Genomic DNA, 19,253 nt, shown 5'->3' with positions numbered 1-19,253 from the left:
GGGGAATCGTGGGAATAAGGGTATGATCCCGTTTTTACTGATCGTTCATATTCCACAACATCCATATTATGATAAAATTCAAGAAGATGCCTAAATACGATTCGCTCCGCATAACAAACGCTCAACTTTAACCCCCTAAAGCCCATAAACTTTTTTATACTAAAAGCCGGCACCGTGCAATCACACTTCTCAACTAAAAAACGGGAAAGATCAGTGCAACGTGGCACACACCACTACTATGAGACATAGCCGACTAATGAGTTCGCTTAATATCATTGCCTGCCCTCAATCTTCGCCAAGAGAAGCGTGAAATTAATATCGAATAACTGGCGCGCATTTAGTCAATATTAAAAAATAATAAAAACACATATCTTTGAGCTTCAGCATAGTTCTGCCAAAAAACCACTCAAAGTGATAGCGAGTTAGCCGCTACCACCTCGTAAGTTATACAAGTCAATATTTACGAGAAAAATTTGATTTAACCACGCTTGAAATATAGCTATTGAGTCCGCGGCCAGCCACAGCAAGTCGCTGTAATTCCGCAACCATTACTGGTCCGGGGCGATTGGAATCATATACATAGGTTCTATAGGCTCCTGAGGCGAACTCTACCGATATCGACCCTTGGTCCAGTTCATATGCCACCACATTTGACTGACCACTGAGATTTTTGTAACGCTCCATGTGTCTCACCTCCCGGAACCGGCAAGTCGCCAGCACACATACTTTAGACATCAATTGCCTCCCAGCCAAGTCGAAAATCCATTACCTCAAGAAGCCCGTGTAAATTGCGAGTTTCGCCAATACCGAGTAGATACAGGAAAGGTTACGGAAGCTCAAAATCAGCAACTCTATGATGGGGAATAGAGGTCAGACCACGCTTTCAATTAAAGAACGAAAATCGTGGTCTGACCCCGTTTTTCTTCATATACACACCCTCAAGCAGGGGTGTGGGGGTCTCACCCTACGCTGATGATCCAACCATCGACGGGGTTCCTACGCCAGTTATAGCCGCTGGATGGCAACTGGTTTCGCGCTCACGGCTAAATTAGGAAAATAGGGGTCAGAGCATGTTTTCAATAATGGTGGTCTGACCCCTGTTTCCCTAGTGAGTGAGCCTTCTGAAAGATGGCATCAGGTTTTCAAGGATGCTTTGAGCTTTCTCAGGACTACTCTTGCTGAAGTCTGAGTGTGTATTCAGCTCTTCTTGAGTCATTCAGGCCAGCGCCCACCGATGAGGCTGGGGAATAAGGGTCTGACCCCGTTTTTATGACCCCGTTTTTACTACTTCTGACGCCCTCCGTCACTATTGCAAAGCGGAATTAGGGGACATAGAGCCAGTTGCAGATAGCAGGCCATAGCGCTAACCTCCTTCCCGTCGCTGCTCATCAGCGACCGGGCCTGGAAACCCGAAACCGAGACGCACGTAGCGTCGTCAAACAATCAGCGGACGCTTTTTTTGTGCCTGCCGTTTGTGCTTCATGGCGGCCGTGTGCGGGAGACATTCGTGTCTGCCGAGTTGTCTCTGTCTCGGTTTCCAGCCTGCGCACGGCTGCCACCCATCGCCTGGAATCGATGTGTGGCCGTCTCAGTTGGTCATCACAGAGGTTTCACACCATGCTTAATTACCGTAGTGCCGTCCGTCCCAATGCCGCCACCCTGTACGCAGGAGGTGAGCAATGAGCACCCCACCCGCAGAAGCCAAAACCATTGGCGCTCAGACCTTCGCAGATTGTGGCGAGGAAAAGTCCCATCTGAAATTGTTTCGAGTCAATGCTGGGGTTCCTATTCTCGAAGCCCTTGAACACGCAGCACACGTTCTCTACTACGCAAAAATGCTCTCGCTTGAAGCCGCCATGGACCCCAAGGCGGAGAAGTTCGCATTTGCCTCGCACTACCTGTGCGAAATGGGCAAAGCGATTGTCGATGACCTGCTTTCGGCTATGCAGCCAGGCGGGCCGCACCCGCAGTAAGTAGTCCGCGCCCGGTGCAGTGCATCGGGCGCCTGAAGCACAGTGTTCAACTACAATCAAACTGATATAACTTGATCGTTCAACGACCACTAATGGAAAATACATCCTCAATCGGCATGAGAAACGGCTTATCTATATCCCGCTCAGGTTCTGGAATGTAACTATCTAAATTCTCAAAAAGTTTCAAAGATTTTGCAGCAGGAGACAAAGCATAAGTTACAACTGCAATTCGCTCACCACTTGGGCGATCAAATAACATCACATTTTTGACCGACGAATTAGTTTTAGACTCAACATCTGACTTTACCTTCTCAGCAGTATCCGTGATAGGGGACAGATCCACCAGCAAAACCGTAACGTCTATCATGATAGCTCTCCTCAAGTATCGAAACGTAAAAAACCTGCTCAAACTAAAGGCAGGCCAACCTACGGTAAGACGTAACATTTCCGCCATCTACTGTTAAACGTAACAGGTCTTTAGACCAATTCTGACCAACTATTATTACGACAAATCATAAAAATCAGGCCTATACTTTGGCAATTGAAAAACACACGCGCACACTTCTACCTATATATGCCCCCTACGAGCTCATCTATCAATCCATTCTATGCCTCGATCCATACGCAACCGCCCATTCACCTGTAAAAACAACTGCCTGATCGACCGTATTTCATTATTCATATACACCCGATCAATCTTTTCCACATCCCCAAACCCCGCCGCATTTTCCGGCATGGAAAATAGTGGAAAATAGGGGTCAGAGCATGTTTTCAATAATGGTAGTCTGCCCCTGTTTCCCAAACTGTTCGACGGCGGCGGCATGTACCTTTTCGTCAAACCCAATGGCGTGAAGACCTGGCGCTTGAAGTACACCAAGCCCAGCGGCAAGGAAGGTACGCTCATCATTGGCAATTACCCCATCGTTACCGCCAACCTCTCCCGGTCGCTGCTCATCAGCGACCGAGGCTAAAAACTCCATTAACTCAGAGAATGCCGCACAGTTTACGTAAATGTTCACGCGGCTCACCACCGGCAAGTATCGTTACTCACCCTGAATTATTTTTGCTCCGTATTGAAACTGAGCCTCATTAACTCGGATCATCTCTCCAATGAAGGTTACAGACTGCCCAACGTGTAATGGACCTCCAGACACCACGTCCGAGTCGGAAAAGGTATAGTGATTGAGATTTTTTGTGTTCTTATCTGCAATTACCCCCCCCGAGCACTCAGAACTATATGACAGTACCGTACCGGAAAGTATGGTCATTCCCACCCTATACGGCCTACCTTGAACCAAGGTAGCTCTATATCCAGGGGTCCCGCCACTTAAAGATACTTCTTCAGTAAAAAACACAAGCTGGTCTTTTTCCAACGTCTCACCAGATACCACGTCCGAGTCATGAAAAACATAACGTTTCATGCTTCCCGCCTCGTCGCCTATCGTCCCCGTCTGGTACTTGGGATCATAAAATAAAACCTTTCCATTAAGAGTGGCCATGTGCACGCCTCCGAATAGTATGTTTGAAATTGCAAACATTTAAGCAAATTCACTATCACGAACCCGTGTACTATTCCACAGCATCAAAATGGCCAACACTGTTAGAAACAACAGGAAGTTAGATTAATTTGAATTATCCCTTATCGCCGGTGGTTTACTCCGTGAAGGCGCCTGCTCTCAGTGCTGCGTGTACAGGTCAATTGCTTGGAGAACAGCGGTCAATAGGGGCAAGGCCATATTTTCAATCAGATAACGAAAATCATGTTCTTCCCCTGACTCCCCCTAACGCCCAAAACCATCAACCCCCCAACTACTCCGACAACGACTCGATCATCTGCCCATGACACACCGCCAAAATCTCATCCGCCAGCGCCGAGTCGTCAGGGCAGGCGCGCGATAGCGTGATCGCGCCGACCGCGCGTGCCAGCAGGTCGATCATTTTCTCCCTTGCCTCACCCGGCGCCGCATCCGGGCCGGTCGGGTATTTTTCGCCGAGCGTTTGCAGCATGTGCTCGATGCCTTCAGCGAATGCCGATTTCAAGTCGCCCGATTGACGCGCTGCGTCACCGCACAGCGCTGCCATGGTGCAACCCGTGGCGCGTCTGTCGCGATGCTCCCTGGAGACGTACAGATCGATGAAGTCCTTCACGCTCAATGCTTCGGCGTTGGCCAGTGAGTGCGCAAGGCTGTTGGCCGAGGCTTCGGCCATCAGGTCGGCCTTTGAAGCGAAATGTTTGTAGAAACCGCCATGGGTGAAACCGGCGGCGGCCATCAGGTCGGCCACGCCGACTCCGTCAAAGCCGCGCTCGCGAAACACGACTGACGCCGTTTCGACGATGTGCTCCCGATTTGCCTGGGCCTGAGCCTTGGACACTCGCATGTTCGATACCTCTCTACCGCTGAAATTCATCGGCTGATGATACATAGATGTCGACCATAATCAAAACCGTTGACAGTTTAGATTTCGATCATCATCCTAATCGCAAGCAAGATGACCATTTACCAACGGGCACGGAACACACACCCATGAGCGACTTGAACCTGTTCACCCCCTACACACTGGGCGCTCTGACGCTGTCGAACCGCGTGGTTCTCGCACCACTGACGCGCAATCGCGCCGGAAAGGGTTTTGTCCCGAGTGAATTTGCTGCGGCCTATTACAGCCAGCGGGCCAGTGCGGGTTTGCTGATTTCCGAAGCCTCGCAGATCTCCCAGCAGGGGCAGGGCTATCAGGACACGCCAGGTATTTACACAGCGGCTCAGATAGAGGGATGGCGCAAGGTGACCGATGCTGTACACGCCAGGGGCGGGAGGATTTTCCTGCAGCTGTGGCATGTGGGCCGTGTTTCCCATGTGGATCTGCAACCGCACGGCGCGGCGCCGGTAGGCCCTTCCGCGCTGCGTGCGGCGACCAAGGTGTTCGTCAACAATCGCTTCGAGGACGTTTCCGAGCCGCGCGCGCTGGAAATTGACGAGCTCCCAGGCATCGTCAACGATTTCCGCCAAGCGGCGGCAAACGCCATTGCGGCAGGCTTCGACGGTGTGGAAATCCACGGTGCAAACGGCTATTTGCTGGATCAGTTCATCAAGGACGGCGCCAACCTGCGCACCGATGCCTACGGCGGCTCGATCGCAAACCGTGCGCGCCTGCTGCTGGAAGTGACAGCCGCGGTGGCCGCCGAGATCGGTGCTGATCGCACGGGGATTCGCCTTTCGCCGGTCTCGCCGGCCAATGGGGTATCGAGCAGTGATCCGCAGGCTCAGTTCGATTACATCGTCGATCAACTCAATGCCCTGGACATCGTTTATCTGCATGTCGTCGAAGGCGCAACCGGTGGGCCACGCGACGTAGCGCCCTTTGATTTCGACGCCTTGCGCCAGCGCTTCAAGAACACTTACATCGCCAACAACGGCTATGACCTGGACCTGGCCACCGCACGCCTTGCGCATGACAGGGCCGACCTGATCGCCTTTGGCCGCCCGTTTATCGCCAACCCCGATCTGGTGGAGCGGCTCAAGACCGCTGCGCCACTGTCCGCCTTCGACCCCTCCACGCTCTACGGTGGCGGCGCGGCGGGATACATCGACTACCCAACGCTTGCAGAATCCAGCACCCGCGCGAACTGAGCACTGGCTGATCGAGCCCGGTTTTATTCGTGCATCAATCCATGTTCCCGATAAAGAGCTGACATCATGACGACTTACCCTACTGTTCTCATCACTGGCGCTTCCACTGGCATCGGCGCGGTTTACGCCGAGCGTTTTGCCCAACGCGGGCATGATCTGGTGTTGGTTGCCCGCGACCACGCGCGCCTGGAAACGCTCGCCGCAAAGTTGCGTGGCAAACACAACGTCGCCGTTGAAGTGCTTGCGGCCGACCTGACTCAACTCAGCGACCTGCACACCGTCGAAGCGCGCCTGCGGGACGACGCTCGCATCGGCATCCTCGTCAACAATGCCGGTGCCGCGCAGTCCGGCAGCTTCATCGAGCAAAGCACCGACAGCGTGGCGCAGCTGGTGGCCCTCAACACCACGGCGCTGGTGCGACTCGCCAGCGCCATCGCGCCACGCCTGGCCAAAGCCGGTGCAGGCGCGATCATCAACATCGGTTCGGTGGTGGGCCTGGCGCCTGAGTTTGGTATGTCGGTCTATGGGGCGACCAAGGCGTTTGTGCTGTTCCTTTCCCAAGGCCTGAGCCTGGAGCTTTCGCCTCAGGGTGTTTATGTGCAGGCCGTATTGCCCGCGGCCACCCGCACGGAGATCTGGGATCGCGCCGGTATCGACATCAACACCTTGAGCGAAGTCATGGAAGTGGCTGACCTGGTCGATGCCGCACTGGTCGGCTTCGATCGCCGCGAACCGGTGACCATTCCGCCGCTGCAAGAAGGCGAGCGCTGGGATGCCCTGCAAACCGCACGTCAGGGTCTTTTGTCGCAGATCAGACAGTCCGTCGTGGCGCCGCGTTATTTGACTTAAGTCTGAACCCTGTCGAGCAGGTCGGCCTCGCTCCGCAATCGCACGGAATAAACATGACTCTTTTGGCTAGCAGCAATCATCCCGGTTCACCGTCGTCATTTATCCACGCGGCGAACCAGTCGGTTCTGGTGGGCGGGATACCTTTTGCCTACCGCGATCTGGGCCCCAGAACGCAGGTTCCGCTGGTCATGTTCAACCATTGGGGGGCAGTGCTGGATAACTTTGACCCCAGGATCATTGACGGTCTGGCGAAAAACCGGCGTGTCATCACCACCGATTACCGTGGTATCGGTGGCTCGGGTGGCGTCGCGCCGTTGACCGTCGGTGAAATGGCTGACGATGGCATCGGTTTTATCCGTGCGTTGGGTTTGGACAAGGTGGACCTGCTCGGCTTTTCACTCGGCGGCTTCGTCGCTCAAGACATCGCCCTGAAAGCCCCCGAACGCGTGCGCCGGCTGATCCTCACCGGAACCGGACCGGCCGGCGGCACAGGCATCGACAACGTCGGCTCGGTGACCTGGCCGTTGATGCTCAAGGGGCTGCTGACCCTACGCGATCCCAAGTTCTACCTATTCTTTACCGGCACGGCCAACGGACAACGCGCCGCGTCCGAGTATTTGCAACGGCTGAAAGAACGCCAGCAAGACCGGGACAAAGGCCCGACACCCCGTGCGTTTTTTCGGCAATTAAAAGCCATTACTGCGTGGGGCAGGCAGGCGCCGCAAGACCTCGGGCGCTTGCAGATGCCGACGCTGATCGCCAACGGCGACAACGACATCATGGTGCCCACGGTCAACTCGCTTGAGCTGGCAAAGCGAATCCCTGACGCGCAACTGGTCATTTACCCGGACGCCGGGCATGGCAGCATTTTCCAGCACCCTGGCGATTTCGTGAGCAAGGCCTTGGCGTTCCTCGACGCCTGAACGTCTCATCGCATCAACGTTGCCGGGGCCGCGCCCCGTTCTCATTCCACCGACAAGAGCGTTGCAACATGAAGGCATTTTTTATCGACCGCTACGGCAAGCAGAACGGCATGCTTGGCGAAGTGCCCGACCCTGCGGTCGGTGTGCATGACGTTCTGATCCAGGTACACGCAACGAGCGTGAACCCGCTGGACTCGAAGATCAGAACCGGCGAATTCAAACTGATCCTGCCTTATACATTTCCATTGGTCTTGGGCAACGACCTGGCGGGGGTGGTCGTTCGCACAGGCTCGGCGGTGACGCGGTTCAACCCGGGAGACGAAGTCTATGCACGCCCTCCCGAGGATCGGATCGGCACGTTTGCCGAACTGATCGCCGTGAACGAAAACGCACTCGCGCTGAAACCCTCGAACCTGAACATGGCCGAAGCGGCGTCCGTCCCCTTGGCCGCCTTGACGGCCTGGCAGGCGCTGGTTGAGACCGCCCAGCTGAAAAAAGGCCAGAAGGTGTTGATTCATGCCGGCTCCGGCGGTGTCGGCACGTTTGCCATCCAGCTCGCCAAACACCTCGGCGCTTTTGTAGCGACCACCACCAGCACGGCGAATGTCGAATGGGTGAAGGCGCTCGGGGCGGATGTGGTCATCGACTACAAGAAGCACGACTTTGCGAGCGAATTACACGATTTCGACGTGGTATTGAACAGCCTGGGCACGGATGTGCTGATGAAATCGGTCGAGGTTCTCAAACCCGGTGGACAGCTCATTTCCCTCTCCGGGCCACCGACGACAGCCTTTGCCCAAGCGCAAGGCTTGTCCTGGATGCTGCGACAAGTCATGCGCCTGCTGAGCAACGGTATTCGTAGAAAAGCCCGCAAGCACGGGGTGAACTATGCATTTCTGTTTATGCGGGCCAGCGGCGTACAACTGCAAAAAATCAGCTCGCTTATCGAAGCTGGCGTCATCAAACCGGTCATCGATCGTTCCTTCCCTTTTGAATCGACGGCAGAGGCGTTGCGCTACGTCGAGCAGGGCAGGTCAAAAGGCAAAGTCATCATCACTCTCCAATAAGCGCACTCCAACAATATGTCAGTCGATAACGCGCACGCCGCCAAGTATCAGCCCCCAGCGCCTGAACCAGAGGAACCGCCACCGCACACACAGGCGCCGTTGCAACCGCAAGTCGTACCTGTGGAAGCGCCGATAATCATTTGGTGTAGCTTGATGCTTGAGCAGTAACGGGAAAGGGTCGCCGAAAGATGAGCCTTTTTGTTTGTGCCTGCTCACGATGTTTCAGGTTGCGCCGGCAATTCACACACAGAATATGGCATTTCGCCACCTTTCCAATTGACACCCCCTCCCCACCACGTTAAAAACCCTGTCTTGCTGCTGCCTTTTATCGAGACATGGATGTTGTCGCCCCCCCCGCTGTTCAAATACCGCCGCTATTGGCTGGCGGCCCTCATCGTGCTGCTGGCGATCCTCGATCCTTTCGGCCTGGCCAGTTCCAGCGACAAGGCGTCGGCGCAGTGGCTCAACCGGATGTTCGCCAGCCACTACGCCCATGAAGGGCAGCAGCGGGTGGCGGTGGTGTTGATCGATGACGCGTACCTGATGCGCAACGCCACCTCCTGGCCGATGCCCTATGGCGAGCAGAGCAAGTTGTTCAAGCGCTTGCTGGCGTTCAAACCCAAGGCGGTGTTTGTCGACTTGCTCTACAGCCATGACCACTCTTTCGGCGACCCGGCACGGGGCAGTCAGTTATTGGCGAATGTGTTCGAGCGCTATCAACGCCAGGGCATTCCGTTGTGGCTGGCCAATACCGGGGTGGAGCGGGGTGAGGCAGGCCAGGCCAATACGCTGGCACCGTTTGTCGAGGTCAGCCGCCCGGGCCTGGTGGCATGGGATGGAGTCGATGACAAGTACCCGCTGGCGGTGAATACGCCCATAGGCCTGATGGAAACACCGGCCCTGGCGCTGTACCGCGCATTCTGTGGGACACAGGCCTGCCCGTCGCCGCCGGTGGACGCCCAAACCGCCGCACGCCGGCAACCGATCGCGGTGCAATGGGGGCTGAAGCTGGCACCGGAGCAGGCGCGGATCGCCGACGTGCGCCACTGCGCACCGGCGCGGCATTTTTTGCTGGATGGCCTGGCGCAGTTGCTCCAGGCGGTGTTCTGGAAACTCGATGGCTCGGAGCAGGCACGCTGCCCTTATACGCTGACGTTGGCGGCGAGCGACCTGGAAGTCAGCGACCCGGACGACCAAGCCCTGGTCGCCGAGTTGCTGCGCGACCGTCTGGTCCTGGTCGGGGCCAATATCACCTCGACGGGTGATCTGGTGGAGTCGCCGGTACACGGCCAGCTACCTGGCGTTTATCTGCATGCCATGGCCCTCGACAACCTGATCAATGCGGGCATGGACTATGACCATGAGCCTGCCAACTTCCCTGGCCTGCCCTTTAATTGGCTGGACCTGCTCGAACTGGGCCTGCTGGCGTTGATTGCCGTGCTCAAGGCGCTGCACGCGCGGCGGCTGGCGGGTCAGCGCACCTGGAGCCGGTGGCGGCGCCAGGAAATCTGGTTTTTTTCTTCGCCGTGCCCGTCATGGCTGCTGGTGATGTCGGTGCTCGTCTCGGTGAGTGTGCTGCTGAGCGTCAGCCACATCACGCCGGTGAACGTGTTGGGCATTGTTTTGCTGTCGTTGGTGCTGTTCAGCGAACGTATCGAAGCCTTCTTCGATCGCGATCGTTGAGCGCGTCGCTTTGTCATTTGACTCAAGGAATCCAAGGATGAACAGAAGTCTGATCGTCGTGCTCGTTGCACTCTTCACCCAGGGTGCCTGGGCGGAAACCCACAGCATCAAGGCGTTTCTGGCCGACCCGGTGGCGGTGCTGGATGAACAGGGTAAACAACAGCGCGAGCTGCCGAAAAAAGACGCGCCGACCCAACCCGTCCCCGTGTTGCAGTACAACAAGGCGCTGGATCTGGTGCAGGTTGAGCTGGCGGGTCAGAAGGTCTGGCTGGACACCATGGACCTGCGCATCGAACCGCCACTCAATGTGGTCGACCTGCCCTGCCAGGGCCTGACCAAGAGCCAGACCAAAGACAGCCGCAACAACTCCACCATCGGTTTTGGTGCGGGCTGCAATCAATAAAAGGAGCGGTGCGGTGAAGGGATCTCTATTGGCAGCCAGCTTACTGGCCAGCACGGTACTCAGTGGTTGCGCGACATTGAAGGGCGCCGACCAGGCGTTCCTGAACCTGGTGGGTCCGTCGACCCAATCCAGGGTCCAGGGCCACTACGTGGATAACACCGACGTGCGCCAGTACTACAAGCTCGACCCGCAACGCCAGAGCCAGCAGCGCTTGAGCTATGACGGGCGCGCCGTACCGGCGGCCGAAGCACGCCAGCAGAACCTGGTGGATATCCCGATGCTGCAGGTGTATCTGCAGGGGATTGTCACGCGCCTGTCCAAAGGTTGGCCGGGGGAGTTGCCGGCCTTGCAGGTGAAAATCACCGACAGCTACAGCTTCGGGCCCTCGGCGGACCCTTACGGCAATGTGTTCGTGCCGCTGGGCATGCTGGACAACGTCGGCAGCGAAGATGAAATCGCTGCAATGCTCGGCCACGAAATGAGCCACGTTCTGCTGCATCACCATGACCGCATGGCGGCCTTCCAGCAGCAGAAAGAGATGTTCACCACAGTGGCCTCCACCGTGGCCTTGGCCACCATGGCCGCCGATACCGGCGTGGACCGCAGTTCCGGCACGATGAAGCTGTTCAGCAAAGACCCCGCCGGCACCCAGAAAACCATCGGCAACACCGTGCTCTACACCACGTTGGCCAACACGTTTTCCGACCATGTGTGGAGCACCGCGTGGGGCCGCACCCAGGAAGACCAGGCCGACCTGCTCGGCACCGACTTGATGATCCGCGCCGGTTACGCGCCCCGTGCCGCCACCCATAGCCTGGAGCGCCTCAACGACTTCCAGGGCAAACAGAAACCGTTGCTCAGCGGCTTCCTGACCGCGCGCAAGAACGCCATGCAGGATTCGCTGCAGCAGTTCAATCTCAACCGCTTCACTCAGGAGCTGGACGTGCTGGTCAAAGATGGGCTGACCACCAGCATTTCCGCGACCACCCAGTATTTCAATCGCTCCCACATGTCGGCGATGGATCGCGACACCGAGTTGCGCCAGTACCTGCAGCGCGAGTACCGCCAGGAGCGCCGCGCGCGCATCAACCCCGAGAGCTGGGCGAAGATCAAAAGTACGCCACAAGTGGCCAAGGCCATGCAGGGCTACAAGGACGCCTACTTCGCCAACGACGCCCTGGAGAAAAACAAGCTGCCTGCGGCCGACGGGTTTATCCGCAAGGCCCTGGCCTCGCCGGTCAAGGACCAGCCAAGCATCCGGCGCACGGCGTATACCGTGCGCCTGGCCCAGGGCAACAGCGGCGCAGCCTTGAAAGAGTTGCAGGCCATCAAGGACTGGAGCCTGGCCGGCCCGTCGACCTATGACCTGATGATCAGCTACCACCTCAAGCGCGGCGACGGGCAATCGGCACTGGCGATGATCGACAAGGCCGAACGCAACCTGGGCTCGGAAGAGCTGTTCATCACCGAGAAGTTGCTGGCCAACCAGCAACTGCAGAACGCGCAGCAGGTGCAAACCGTGCTGCGCAAGTGCGAGCAATACCCGACCCGCAAGGCAAACTGCAAGAAACTGGCGCCAGCCAAAGCCTGAGGCTGACGATTTAGCCTACAGAGCCCTCCTCCTTCCCGCGGCGCTTTTTCCTAACGCCCGGGAAGACCGCTCCTCTCGCCCACCCCACCTGTTCTTCGGTATAAACGTTCGCTTTCTGCGTTGCGAACGGACTCCCATGAACGCCATAAAACTGATTTTCCTGCTGATCATTTTTCCCCTGCTGCTGGCCGGCGTTGGAACATGGCAATTGCAGCGCGCCACCGAGGGCGCGCGGGTTCCCGAACAAGCCCAAGCCTATGTCAACGTGCTGATCGGCGTGGCCGCGCTGGCCGGTACGCAATGGGCGGGGCGGCGCGCGCAGCAGTCGCGAGAACAGTTGCTGCAGGTATTTTCCCTGGGCAGCCGGTTGTTGCCCTACGTGCTGGTAAGCCAGGTGGTGGCGATGGCGAGGTGCTGTTGCAGATGGCGCAGCTGTGCATCGACAACAAGAAGATCGAACCCTATAAAGGCCTGATGCTGATGACTGACTACGTCAACGCATCCCTCGCCCGCAAGATTCTGCAAAACCGGCAGGACTGAACCCGCGACATAAAAAAACCCCGAACCAGTCGGGGTTTTTTATCGCCTGCAATCAGGCGCGACGCCGGATCAATTAGAAAACGTTGATCGGGTAGTCGGCGAACAGGCGGAATTCGTTACCGCCTACGTTGTACTTGTCAGCGTTGTTGGAAACGCGCAACCACGAGGCACGAGCACGCAGGCTCAGGTCTTTGGCTGGGCCGCTCTGGACGATGTACTTGAACTGGTTAAAGATTTCACGCTCGGTGCCATCGCCACGGCCACTGCCGTCGTCGATGTTGGTACCGCGCACGTAAGCCACGTTGTAGGTCAAGCCAGGTACACCGAAGGTAGCGAAGTCGATGCCGTAGGCCGCTTGCCACGAACGCTCGTCCTTGCCGTTGAAGTCGGACCAGTAGGAGTTGGCCAGCAGGATGGTGTTGCCGCCGTCGCCGATGCCGCCATCGTTGCGGTAGCCGCCGTACAGGTAGCCGGTGTCGCCGGTGCTGCGCTGGTGAGCGACGGTGAAGCTGTGCGGACCAACAGCCCACGTGGCGCCCAGGCTCCAGATTTTGTTGTCGCGCGCGTCTGCATCACCTTGGTTTTCCAGGGCGAAGCTGCGATCCAGCTTGGTCTTGTAGCCGTTGAAGTCAAACGTCAGCGACTGCTTTTCCGGCAGGGCCAGTACGTAGTTGACGTTGACGTATTGCTTCTTCAGCACGTCCTGCATGTCGGAGGCGTACAGCGCTGCCGACAGGCTTTCGGTGAATTTGTAGCTACCACCGATGTAATCGATGCTTTTCAGACGGCCGCTGTCGGTACCTTCAGCGCTCTTACGCGCTTCCTTGGTGAAGTGACCCGCGTCCAGTTGCAGACCTTCGATCTCTTTGGAAACGATCGAGGTACCGGTGTAGGTTTCCGACAACAGACGAGAGTTGTCGTAAGCCAGCACGGGCACGTTCGGGAACTGGTCGCCGTACTTGAGCACAGTGTTGGACAGGCGGAACTTCACCGCCGCGCCGCCTTTGGCCAGGTCGTTGGCAGCCGAGCCGCTGTCGCCTTGCTTGAAGAAGTCGATACCGCCCGCGCCGCTGCGGCCTTTACCGCCGTCCAGACGAATGGCGTACTGGCCAATCACGTCCACACCGACACCGACGGTGCCTTGGGTGAAACCAGACTCGAACTTGCCGATGAAGCCTTGGCCCCATTCGGCTTTGTCTTGCTTGTCGTTCTTGTAGTCACGGCTGATGTAAGCGTTACGTGCGGCGATGTTCAGGTGGCTGTCTTCAACGAAACCCTTGGATTGCTCCTGGTCGTTTGCCATGGCTGTCGATGCGCTCAAAATCCCCAGAGCGATCAGACTCATCCGTTGTTTCAACATTTCTTATATTCCTTATTACTGGTTGAGTACGCGCTATGACACCAGGCTCCATATTGCTGTTTTGGTGTCGACTTTTTCCGAAAAAAACAAAGCCCGCGGACGACTGAACTGCCGCGGGCCTTTTCTTATTGGTTAAGTCATGGCTGTTAGCCACAGGCGTTGGACGCAATGCTAGTCTCGCGTTGAACTATGTGTCAATTTCGCGAATCGTCTGTATTTAGGCAAAAAAATTCTAAGCCACGGCCTACAGCGCTTTGGCCATCGCCTGGAAGTCTTATCCATACAGAAAAAATACGGACTCACTAACATATTTTATAAGTCGAACGCGTGGGAACAGGCATGCGCCCAAATGCAAATAATTGTCATTATTCTCAAGTAAGGTCTTATGCGCTTAAGCGAACCATGTGACGCAGATTCAGCCCGAAGATCTGTCGTCACATCATGGTGAGGGGAACCTGCCGTTTCTGAGACTGAACCGACTTTAAATGAGAGCCTGCTCGCGACAGGTATAGCTCAATCACTTATTCAGTGAAGGGCACACCGCAATAGCGAACATGTTCCCTCGCCGATGGTTGATCGGCGAGTTCTCAGTTATTCATCAATTCGCACAATGCGTGCATTTCTTCGTCGCTGAACAAGCCTGCCGGGTAGCGCTCACTCATCACACTGAATAAATCGGGCGGCTGCCTGACCTGCCGTGAGCCATGTGCCTTCAACCAGAGCGCCAGCGCATGGATTTCGTCACTGTTGACTCGCACGGGGTGGAACGTGCGCGTGTGCATCAAGTTGATATCGACATTCATTTCAGCGCTCTCTCCTACTGCATGAGCGGCTAACTTACTCAAGGTTTATGACAGAACTGCGCAGTCATCACCGTGGGCCACTGTGACAATACCAATACAAGAGCTATGCCAATGTGCAGTATTTATAGGCAGTTGGACACAAAAAAGCCCACGGCCTTACGGGGCCGCGGGCTTGCTGTGAACGCTAGAACCGAGTGGCGCTCGGTCGTCGCTCCGACGTTGTTACAACCGCACTCAATTTTTCTGCGGGGCAGGCTGTTGTTGGGTCAGGCAATGGATATTGCCCCCACCCAGTAACAGTTCGCGGCCCGGCACCATCACCACTTCGTGCTGCGGGAACAGGTTCTGCAGGATTTCACGGGCCCGGTTGTCCAGCGGGTCGTCGAAGCTCGGCGCGATGATGCCGCCGTTGACGATCAGGAAGTTGACGTAGGAACCGGCCAGACGCACGGAAGGGTTGCGCTCCTGGCTGCCGTCCATCGGGTCCACACCCGCGCACTCTGCTTCGGTGGCATAAAGCGGCCCCGGAATCGGCATTTTATGCACTGTGAACGAGCGGCCCCGGGCATCGGTGCTGCTTTGCAGCACGTCCATGGCGGCGTGGCAGCGTGAGTAGTTCGGGTCTTGCGGGTCGTCGGTCCAAGCCAGCAGCACTTCGCCCGGGCGTACATAGCAGCAGAAGTTATCCACATGGCCGTCGGTTTCGTCGTTGAACAGGCCGTCTGGCAACCAGATGATCTTATCCACAGCCAGGTTGGCGCTCAGCACCGCCTCGATGGCTGCACGGTCGAGATGCGGGTTGCGATTGCGGTTGAGCAGGCATTCTTCGGTGGTGATCAGGGTGCCTTCGCCGTCGACATGAATCGAGCCGCCTTCCAGCACAAACCCTTCGGTGCGGTAGCGCGGCGCACGCTCGATCTCGAGGATCTTGCCGCCGACCTGCGCGTCACGGTTCCACGGCGCATACAGGCCGCCGTCAAAACCGCCCCAGGCGTTGAAATCCCAGTTTACGCCGCGCACTTCGCCACGGTTGTCGATCACGAAAGTCGGGCCGGTGTCGCGCACCCAGGCGTCGTCGCTGGACATTTCCACCACGCGGATATTGGGCACGTCGAGGCGGGCACGGGCGTTTTCGTACTGGCCGGCGGAAACCGCCACGGTGACCGGCTCGAAACGCGCGATAGCCTTGGCCACCGCCACGTGCGCGGCCTGCGCCGGCTTGCCACCCAGGCGCCAGTTGTCCGGGCGCTCGGGCCAGATCATCCAGGCTTGGGTCTGTGGCGCCCATTCGGCAGGCATATGAAAGCCATCGGAGCGAGGTGTGCTGTGCAGGGTGGTCATGGCGATCAGGGCTCCGAAAGGGTGAAGGCCGACTTTATAACCGATAAAAATCGGCCTTAAAAGCATCAAAACAATATAGCCGATAAATATGACAGCATTTAACCGATAACAATCGATTATTTATAGCTGTTCATCCAGCACCTTCGACAGCATGTCGACAAAGAAATCCACACTGCGTCTGGAGGTGACCATCGGCGGCTTGATCTTGAGAATATTCAGGTAATCACCGGTCGGCTGCATGAAAATCCCCAGCTCACGCAAGCGGTCGCACAGCAGTGTGGTCTCTTCGGTGGCGGGTTCCAGGGTATGCCGGTCGCGCACCAGTTCCAGGCCCAGATAGAAGCCGGACCCATGAACCGCGCCGACCAACGGGTGACGATCGATCAGGGCTTCCAGCCGCGCCTTGAAATGCGCGCCGACCACTTGGGCGTTTTCCCAGAGCTTTTCTTCCTCCATCACATCCAGCACCGCCATGCCGATCCGGCAACTGACCGGGCTGCCCCCTGAAGACGAGAAGAAATACCCCTCGGCCTCCAGCGCCTCGGCAATCTCGCGACGGGTGATCACCGCCCCCAACGGCTGACCGTTGCCCATGCCCTTGGCCATGGTAATGATATCGGGCACCACGCCCTGCTCTTCAAAGCCCCAGAAGAAATGCCCCATGCGGCCATAACCCACCTGAACCTCATCGGCGATGCACACGCCACCTTGGGCACGCACCAACGCATACACCTGCTGCAAATAGCCCGGCGGCAGGGAGATGCCCCCGGCATTGCCATACACCGGCTCACAGATGAAGCCGGCCAGTTGGCGCTGGCTCGCGGCGATTTTCGCCAAGTTGTGTTCCACACTTCGCACGTAATCCGGCGCGCTGTCCTGCCCGCGGAACTCACCGCGATAGGTATTGGGCGCGGTCACCGGGTGGACCCAGTCCGGACGACTGCTCAGGGCCTTGGGGTTATCGGCAATCGACGTGGACACCGCATCCGCCGCCACCGACCAACCGTGGTAGGCCTCCAGCACACTGAGCATGTCGCGCCCGCCGCTGTAGGCCCAGGCCAGGCGGATGGCCAGGTCATTGGCCTCGGTGCCGCTATTGACCAGGAAGACCCGGTCCATGCCGTCCGGCGCCAGCGCCAGCAAGCGCTCGGAGAATTCGGCAATCGCCGCATAGTGAAAGCGCGAGTTGGTGTTGAGCAGCGACCACTGCCGCGCTGCCACCGCTGCCATGCGGGGGTGACCATGGCCGAGCACGGCGACGTTGTTGAGCATGTCCAAATAGGAACGGCCTTGCATGTCGATCAGATGGTTGCGCCAGCCTCGTTCGATGCGCGGCGGATCGACGTAATAGTGCTTCTGCGAGCGCGCGAAGCTGGCGTCGCGTCGCGCCAGCAGGGCTTGGGGGTCGAGCTCGGGTTCGGCATCGCAGGCCAGCCCCAGCAGCGCCGAGGGTGACGGGCATAGCGCTTGCCACGCCGACGCCCGGCTCGGCGTGCAGAACAGCGGTGGCTCAACGTCAGCGCGGCACCATTGCACAGTCAGGGGGGCATGGACCTCGCCCAGTATTTGCCCTTCCACCACCGCCGCTCCCGCGCTCAATGAGGTGCTTACGCCCCACAAGCGCAGGCTCAACGGACCATCCTGCACGCACAGCAAGCCATCGGCACCGACACGCAGCACCCCAGCGAAGGGCGCCTCCACCGCTGTACCGTGGGGCAGGTGCAACTCGACATGCAGCGGGAACGTCTGCGGCTCCGTGGCGCTGTCCGGGCAGGTGCGCGACAAACGGTATTGGCCGTAGCGACTGGCGGCCAACCCGTGAACCGCCGCAGCCTCGTCCAGTAAGCGCCGGTCAATCCCCGGCTGCTCCCAATTGCCCGCTTCGAAGTGTGGGCTGAGCACTCCCAGGTCGATCAGCGCGAACTCGCGTCCCACCAGCCCCGGCAAGAGCGGCGCGAACCCCTCGCTGGCGATCGGTGGCAGCGTCTGCCCGACACAGAGCAGGATCGCCGCCTCCATCAATTCAAACGGCACCGACGTTGCAACCTGGAAAATTTCCCACTCATGCTCGGCGTTTTTCAACAGGTAGTCGTTATCGGGGTCCAGGCGTTGCTGCTGTTCGCTGCTGAGCACCAGCACCGCCGCACGGGCGACGATCAGCGGCCATAGCGCCTGCAGTTCTTCGCGCTGCAACGGCGTAACAGCATGACAGGCCTGGATTGCCGGCAAAATGGCAAAGGGATCGCCCTGGGCATGGTGCAACAGGGCGGCGCAGGTCACCGACAGGTCGGCGATGCGCCAGGTGTGTACCAGATCGCCGAAATCGATCACCCCCTGGATCTGCCAATGACGCAGGGCATCGCGCTGCCAGACCACATTGTCATCGGTAATGTCCATGTGTACCGCTTGCCACGGCAAGTGATCCGCCAGGGGCCGAATGCGCTCACCGACCTGCTCGGCGACTTGCTCCAATGCCGCGCGGTGGGGCAGGTCTGGCAGGGTCGCCAGCAGGTGGCTGATCAGTTCCTGCGCGTGGCGCGGGTCCCATTGCAGGGTCCGCTCCAGGCCCGGATGCGCAAAATCGGCCAGCGCCTGGCTCATCCGCCCGCACAAGTCACCGAAGCCTGCGATGACCTCGCGGCCCACGTGAGGCAGGTGGGTCAAGGGCTGGCCGTCGATGTAATCCAACAGCCGCAGGTGCAGGGTTTGCCCGTCGACGGTCACGGTCAGCAGGTCCTCACCGGTCAGGGCCTTGATGACTCGGGGGACGCGCAACCCGTCCTGCGCCTGCAAGGCGTGGAGCGCGGCGTGCTGGGCGTGCAATTCGACGGCGGCGTAGTCGCCCAGGCAGATTTTCAGAACAAAGCGGCCATGGTTGGTGTCGACGCTGTAGTTGAGGTCTTGTTGGCTGCCAAGTGATTGCAATGTGCCGCCAAGGCCATAATGCCGCTCAAGCAAGTGTGCAGCCTGATCGGGCCCCACTTGCGGGCAAGGCAGGCTGGTGCGATGGATCAACGTGGCAAGCAACATGATGAAGACCTCTGTTTTTATCAGGCGCCTATATCGCCATTGTTGATGGGGGTTAAGCAACCCC

16 protein-coding genes and 3 pseudogenes are annotated in these 19,253 nt (G+C 57.9%); 10 read left to right on the top strand and 9 right to left on the bottom strand.

The features are described 5' to 3' along the window. Positions 1–453: 453 nt before the first annotated feature. The gene (locus AC07W0_RS16465) at positions 454–684 is read right to left on the bottom strand and encodes a hypothetical protein (protein WP_102617749.1); all 231 of its coding nucleotides are present in this window, start codon (positions 682–684) and stop codon (positions 454–456) included. A gap of 995 nt (positions 685–1,679) precedes the next feature. On the opposite strand from AC07W0_RS16465, the gene AC07W0_RS16460 reads away from it, so the two are divergent. After that, on the top strand, positions 1,680–1,973 hold the full coding sequence (locus AC07W0_RS16460) for a DUF3077 domain-containing protein (RefSeq protein ID WP_017848532.1): 294 nt from the start codon (positions 1,680–1,682) through the stop codon (positions 1,971–1,973). Between the two features lie 82 nt (positions 1,974–2,055). Here the strand turns inward: AC07W0_RS16460 and AC07W0_RS16455 are convergent. Next, positions 2,056–2,157 (bottom strand): annotated as a pseudogene (locus AC07W0_RS16455) (hypothetical protein); the annotation flags it as partial. Positions 2,158–2,562: 405 nt separating this feature from the next. Next, positions 2,563–2,709 (bottom strand): annotated as a pseudogene (locus AC07W0_RS16450) (phage portal protein); the annotation flags it as partial. Between the two features lie 64 nt (positions 2,710–2,773). Here AC07W0_RS16450 and AC07W0_RS16445 point away from each other — a divergent pair. Beyond that, positions 2,774–2,917, top strand: a pseudogene (locus AC07W0_RS16445) (Arm DNA-binding domain-containing protein); the annotation flags it as partial. A gap of 99 nt (positions 2,918–3,016) precedes the next feature. On the opposite strand, the gene AC07W0_RS16440 reads toward AC07W0_RS16445, so the two are convergent. Both AC07W0_RS16440 and AC07W0_RS16435 read right to left on the bottom strand, forming a co-directional pair. Next, positions 3,017–3,472 (bottom strand): hypothetical protein, encoded by a 456-nt coding sequence (locus AC07W0_RS16440; RefSeq protein ID WP_102617751.1) that lies wholly within the window; start codon positions 3,470–3,472, stop codon positions 3,017–3,019. Between the two features lie 310 nt (positions 3,473–3,782). Beyond that, positions 3,783–4,352 carry a TetR/AcrR family transcriptional regulator gene (locus AC07W0_RS16435; protein WP_102617752.1) on the bottom strand — a complete coding sequence of 190 codons (570 nt, stop codon included), beginning with the start codon at positions 4,350–4,352 and terminating at the stop codon, positions 3,783–3,785. A gap of 146 nt (positions 4,353–4,498) precedes the next feature. Between AC07W0_RS16435 and AC07W0_RS16430 the strand changes: the two genes are divergently transcribed. From AC07W0_RS16430 to AC07W0_RS16395, 8 genes are all read left to right on the top strand, one after another. Further along, positions 4,499–5,599, top strand: coding sequence for an alkene reductase (locus AC07W0_RS16430; RefSeq protein ID WP_102617753.1), 1,101 nt, complete (start codon positions 4,499–4,501; stop codon positions 5,597–5,599). Positions 5,600–5,665: 66 nt separating this feature from the next. Continuing rightward, the gene (locus tag AC07W0_RS16425; RefSeq protein ID WP_102617754.1) at positions 5,666–6,448 is read left to right on the top strand and encodes an SDR family NAD(P)-dependent oxidoreductase; all 783 of its coding nucleotides are present in this window, start codon (positions 5,666–5,668) and stop codon (positions 6,446–6,448) included. Between the two features lie 53 nt (positions 6,449–6,501). Beyond that, positions 6,502–7,371, top strand: coding sequence for an alpha/beta fold hydrolase (locus AC07W0_RS16420; protein ID WP_102617755.1), 870 nt, complete (start codon positions 6,502–6,504; stop codon positions 7,369–7,371). A 68-nt stretch (positions 7,372–7,439) separates the two neighbouring features. Beyond that, on the top strand, positions 7,440–8,438 hold the full coding sequence (locus AC07W0_RS16415) for an NADP-dependent oxidoreductase (RefSeq protein WP_102617756.1): 999 nt from the start codon (positions 7,440–7,442) through the stop codon (positions 8,436–8,438). Positions 8,439–8,777: 339 nt separating this feature from the next. Continuing rightward, entirely contained in the window at positions 8,778–10,121 is a 1,344-nt protein-coding gene (locus tag AC07W0_RS16410) for a CHASE2 domain-containing protein (RefSeq protein ID WP_017848540.1), read from the top strand. 37 nt (positions 10,122–10,158) lie between these two features. Continuing rightward, the gene (locus tag AC07W0_RS16405) at positions 10,159–10,524 is read left to right on the top strand and encodes a hypothetical protein (protein ID WP_017848541.1); all 366 of its coding nucleotides are present in this window, start codon (positions 10,159–10,161) and stop codon (positions 10,522–10,524) included. Between the two features lie 13 nt (positions 10,525–10,537). Further along, positions 10,538–12,115 carry a M48 family metallopeptidase gene (locus tag AC07W0_RS16400; RefSeq protein WP_102617757.1) on the top strand — a complete coding sequence of 526 codons (1,578 nt, stop codon included), beginning with the start codon at positions 10,538–10,540 and terminating at the stop codon, positions 12,113–12,115. Positions 12,116–12,251: 136 nt separating this feature from the next. Continuing rightward, positions 12,252–12,590: a hypothetical protein gene (locus AC07W0_RS16395; protein ID WP_177429288.1), complete on the top strand. Its 339-nt coding sequence runs from the start codon at positions 12,252–12,254 to the stop codon at positions 12,588–12,590. A 138-nt stretch (positions 12,591–12,728) separates the two neighbouring features. On the opposite strand, the gene AC07W0_RS16390 is transcribed toward AC07W0_RS16395, so the two are convergent. The 4 genes from AC07W0_RS16390 to AC07W0_RS16375 form a co-directional block, all read right to left on the bottom strand. After that, positions 12,729–14,015: an OprD family porin gene (locus AC07W0_RS16390; RefSeq protein ID WP_102617758.1), complete on the bottom strand. Its 1,287-nt coding sequence runs from the start codon at positions 14,013–14,015 to the stop codon at positions 12,729–12,731. Between the two features lie 587 nt (positions 14,016–14,602). After that, a complete protein-coding gene (locus AC07W0_RS16385; protein ID WP_017848546.1) occupies positions 14,603–14,818 on the bottom strand; it encodes a hypothetical protein in 216 nt (71 codons plus the stop codon). 234 nt (positions 14,819–15,052) lie between these two features. Then, positions 15,053–16,159, bottom strand: coding sequence for an agmatine deiminase (gene aguA, locus AC07W0_RS16380; protein ID WP_102617759.1), 1,107 nt, complete (start codon positions 16,157–16,159; stop codon positions 15,053–15,055). Positions 16,160–16,279: 120 nt separating this feature from the next. After that, on the bottom strand, positions 16,280–19,189 hold the full coding sequence (locus AC07W0_RS16375; RefSeq protein ID WP_102617760.1) for an aminotransferase: 2,910 nt from the start codon (positions 19,187–19,189) through the stop codon (positions 16,280–16,282). Positions 19,190–19,253 lie beyond the last annotated feature (64 nt).

Source organism: Pseudomonas sp. GW704-F2, assembly GCF_059423025.1.
Note: the sequence above shows the minus strand (reverse complement) of the source record. Positions and strands in the feature narration are given on the sequence as shown.

Coding starts and splice junctions, on each gene's coding strand:
- AC07W0_RS16385 (WP_017848546.1), bottom strand. CDS start 14,818: ATGAATGTCGATATCAACTTGATGCACACGCGCACGTTCCACCCCGTG.
- AC07W0_RS16435 (WP_102617752.1), bottom strand. CDS start 4,352: ATGCGAGTGTCCAAGGCTCAGGCCCAGGCAAATCGGGAGCACATCGTC.
- AC07W0_RS16415 (WP_102617756.1), top strand. CDS start 7,440: ATGAAGGCATTTTTTATCGACCGCTACGGCAAGCAGAACGGCATGCTT.
- AC07W0_RS16395 (WP_177429288.1), top strand. CDS start 12,252: ATGAACGCCATAAAACTGATTTTCCTGCTGATCATTTTTCCCCTGCTG.
- AC07W0_RS16430 (WP_102617753.1), top strand. CDS start 4,499: ATGAGCGACTTGAACCTGTTCACCCCCTACACACTGGGCGCTCTGACG.
- AC07W0_RS16460 (WP_017848532.1), top strand. CDS start 1,680: ATGAGCACCCCACCCGCAGAAGCCAAAACCATTGGCGCTCAGACCTTC.
- AC07W0_RS16410 (WP_017848540.1), top strand. CDS start 8,778: ATGTTGTCGCCCCCCCCGCTGTTCAAATACCGCCGCTATTGGCTGGCG.
- AC07W0_RS16440 (WP_102617751.1), bottom strand. CDS start 3,472: ATGGCCACTCTTAATGGAAAGGTTTTATTTTATGATCCCAAGTACCAG.
- AC07W0_RS16465 (WP_102617749.1), bottom strand. CDS start 684: ATGGAGCGTTACAAAAATCTCAGTGGTCAGTCAAATGTGGTGGCATAT.
- aguA (WP_102617759.1), bottom strand. CDS start 16,159: ATGACCACCCTGCACAGCACACCTCGCTCCGATGGCTTTCATATGCCT.
- AC07W0_RS16390 (WP_102617758.1), bottom strand. CDS start 14,015: ATGTTGAAACAACGGATGAGTCTGATCGCTCTGGGGATTTTGAGCGCA.
- AC07W0_RS16375 (WP_102617760.1), bottom strand. CDS start 19,189: ATGTTGCTTGCCACGTTGATCCATCGCACCAGCCTGCCTTGCCCGCAA.
- AC07W0_RS16425 (WP_102617754.1), top strand. CDS start 5,666: ATGACGACTTACCCTACTGTTCTCATCACTGGCGCTTCCACTGGCATC.
- AC07W0_RS16420 (WP_102617755.1), top strand. CDS start 6,502: ATGACTCTTTTGGCTAGCAGCAATCATCCCGGTTCACCGTCGTCATTT.
- AC07W0_RS16405 (WP_017848541.1), top strand. CDS start 10,159: ATGAACAGAAGTCTGATCGTCGTGCTCGTTGCACTCTTCACCCAGGGT.